The organism is Tianweitania sp., assembly GCF_032053605.1.
In the GTDB taxonomy this organism is placed as follows: Bacteria; Pseudomonadota; Alphaproteobacteria; order Rhizobiales; family Rhizobiaceae; genus Tianweitania.
The window spans coordinates 7,720-10,246 of the sequence record NZ_DAMBUH010000115.1; the positions used below are offsets into that span (position 1 = coordinate 7,720).

3 protein-coding genes and 1 pseudogene are annotated in these 2,527 nt (G+C 63.8%); 1 reads left to right on the top strand and 3 read right to left on the bottom strand.

The window, feature by feature from the left end; all coding sequences use genetic code 11:
• Positions 1 to 164, bottom strand: a pseudogene (locus RTX98_RS17830) (DUF1491 family protein); the annotation flags it as partial.
• Position 165: 1 nt separating this feature from the next.
• Positions 166 to 546, bottom strand: coding sequence for a helix-turn-helix domain-containing protein (locus RTX98_RS17835; RefSeq protein ID WP_312798144.1), 381 nt, complete (start codon positions 544 to 546; stop codon positions 166 to 168).
• A 132-nt stretch (positions 547 to 678) separates the two neighbouring features.
• Here RTX98_RS17835 and RTX98_RS17840 point away from each other — a divergent pair, with 132 nt between their 5' ends.
• The gene (locus tag RTX98_RS17840; RefSeq protein WP_312798145.1) at positions 679 to 1,800 is read left to right on the top strand and encodes an NADH:flavin oxidoreductase; all 1,122 of its coding nucleotides are present in this window, start codon (positions 679 to 681) and stop codon (positions 1,798 to 1,800) included.
• Between the two features lie 24 nt (positions 1,801 to 1,824).
• On the opposite strand, the gene RTX98_RS17845 is transcribed toward RTX98_RS17840, so the two are convergent.
• On the bottom strand, positions 1,825 to 2,527 hold a 703-nt coding region (locus RTX98_RS17845), incomplete at its 5' end, for a peptidoglycan-binding domain-containing protein (protein ID WP_312798146.1).

Consider the following 2,527-nt stretch of genomic DNA (forward strand, 5'->3'; position numbering starts at 1 on the left):
TGCGGCGCCGGCCCGAACAGGGTCACCTCGCCCATGCGGTTGCGCGTCGTCACGAACACCGCGCCCGCTTCCGTCGCACCCTTGCGAACAACAGCCGCAAAGCCGCCATCGCCAAACACGCGCCGCGTCAGCGCCGAAACAAAGAAGTCCGAAGTCAGCCGCATCTCAGGCCGCCTCATCCATACGCCTTGCATCGAACACGTCCTGCGCGCGATGCACCTCGGCCATATGGTCCAGAGTCCACTGGTTCAGGGCCATGAAGGGCTCCTTCAGCGTCACGCCCAGCGGAGTCACCGAATATTCCACGGCGATTGGCGAGCCTGACAGCACCCGGCGCGCCACGATGCCATTGCGCTCCAGGCGGCGCAGACATTGCGTCAGCGCCTTCTGCGTCACGCCGCCCAGCTGCCGGCGCACCTCGTTGAACCGCAGCGGCCGCTCACACAGGGCGGCCAGCACCGCGATCGACCACTTGTCGGTGATCTGATCGAGAATGACCCGGTTGGGGCTCTTCTCGCCTGCGGAATTTGCTGGTGTTGACGGCATCGTTTCCCCTCTCGGTTCGTTGCAACAAGGGACCCTGGTATCTTCCGGCCTACCTGGTGTCGCTCAGGTGCCTCATTGACACCTGGTATCTAGTGTATACCTCAGCCGCGTAAATTCACGGAGTTTTGCTTTATGTCTTTGTCGAATGTCGACGTGCTGTTTCAGCCGTTCAAACTGAAGTCGCTTGAACTGAAAAACCGCATTGTCATGGCCCCCATGACGCGCACCTTTGCCCCCGAGGGCATCCCCGGGGAAACCAACGCCGCTTATTACCGCCGCCGCGCAGAAGGCGATGTCGGCCTGATCCTGTCCGAAGGCACCGTGATCGACCGTCCCGGCTCGCGCAACCATCCGGGCATCCCCTTCTTCCACGGCGAAGCCGCTCTCGCCGGTTGGAAGACTGTCATCGACACGGTTCATGCCGCTGGCGGCAAGATGGGACCGCAGGTCTGGCATACCGGCTCCACGGTCATCAAGGGCCTGGATTGGGCACAGCCCGGGCCGATCGAAAGCCCCTCCGGCCTCCTCGCACCCGGCAAGCCCCACGGCATCGCCATGACCGAAGAGATGATCGCCGACACGATCGCGGCCTACGCGCGCTCGGCAGCCGACGCCATGCGTCTCGGCTTCGACACGGTCGAACTCCACGGCGCCCATGGGTATCTCATCGACGAGTTTTTCTGGAGCGGCACCAATGAGCGCACCGACACTTGGGGAGGCCCAACGCTCAAGGAGCGGTCGCGCTTTGGCGTGGAGGTCGTCAAGGCTGTGCGCGCTGCCGTCGGACCGGACTTCCCCGTGATCCTGCGTTTGAGCCAGTGGAAGCAGCAGGACTACACGACCCGTCTTGCCCACACGCCGGACGAAATGGCGGATTGGCTGGTGCCTCTGGTGGAAGCCGGAACCGACATTCTCCATTGCTCACAGCGCCGCTTCTGGGAGCCGGAATTTGCGGATGTCGATGGGCCGGAAGGCTTGAACTTCGCGGGCTGGGCCAAGAAGCTCACCGGTGCCGCCACGATCAGCGTCGGCTCGGTCGGCCTGTCCAGCGACTTCATGGGTGCCTTCAAGGGCGAGAACTCGCAGCGCAGCGACATCAGCCAGTTGTTGCAGCGCATGGAGCGCGAGGAGTTCGATCTGATCGCGGTAGGCCGTGCCCTGATCGCCGACCCGCAATGGGTCACGAAGATCCGCGCGCAGGACGAAGCCGGCTTGAAGAACTTCGACGCCACCACGCTCGGCGAACTCGTTTAAACGACGTCGGCGATCGGCCTGATCTTAACTGGTCAGGCCGATTTCCCGCATTTTGACGTAGAGCTCCTCGTCGGGCTCGCCGGTCACAGCCAAGCCGAACAGCGACTGGAATTCACGAATGGCATTGCGGGTCTTGGTGCCCACCATGCCGTCGATCTCCACGCTCTCATTCCCGAAAGCGCGCAGTCCCGCCTGTATGCGGCTGATGCGCTCCTGCGTCGGCAGGCCGGATGCCGCGACGGAGCCGGTCGCCGCTTCATGGGCGCGCGCAATCGGATCAGCAGCCGACGGAGTTGTCGAAGCCGGCCTGATCGAAGCCGTGCTGCCCGTGCTGGTGGTAACGCCGAGTTGCGACAGAAGCGCGTCGTCGATTTCGCCCGTCATCGGCTGCCCGACGATCTTCTGATAGGTCAGGATCGCCTCGGCCGTATCCGTACCCAGCGCGCCATCGACCTTGCCGCGATAAAGCTTGAGGTCCTGCAGCACGGTCTGCACCTGCTGCACCGTAGGGTCGCCGGACGGCACCGCCTCGCCCGTGGTCGTGTTCCTTTGAACCGGCGCGTCGCCCTCCAGCGGCAGCGCGTTCTGCGGCAGGTCGCGCGTCGGAAAGAACGCGCCTTTGTGGAAGTGCGGCTGATACCACATCGCATTCGCCGACACGAAAAACAGCGCGATCAGAAACGCCGTCGTGCCCCCAACCATCATCGGATTGCGCGCAACGGCAGCG

Excerpts from the sequence above, each read along its gene's own strand:
- RTX98_RS17835 (WP_312798144.1), bottom strand. The coding sequence starts at position 546 with ATGCCGTCAACACCAGCAAATTCCGCAGGCGAGAAGAGCCCCAACCGG.
- RTX98_RS17840 (WP_312798145.1), top strand. The coding sequence starts at position 679 with ATGTCTTTGTCGAATGTCGACGTGCTGTTTCAGCCGTTCAAACTGAAG.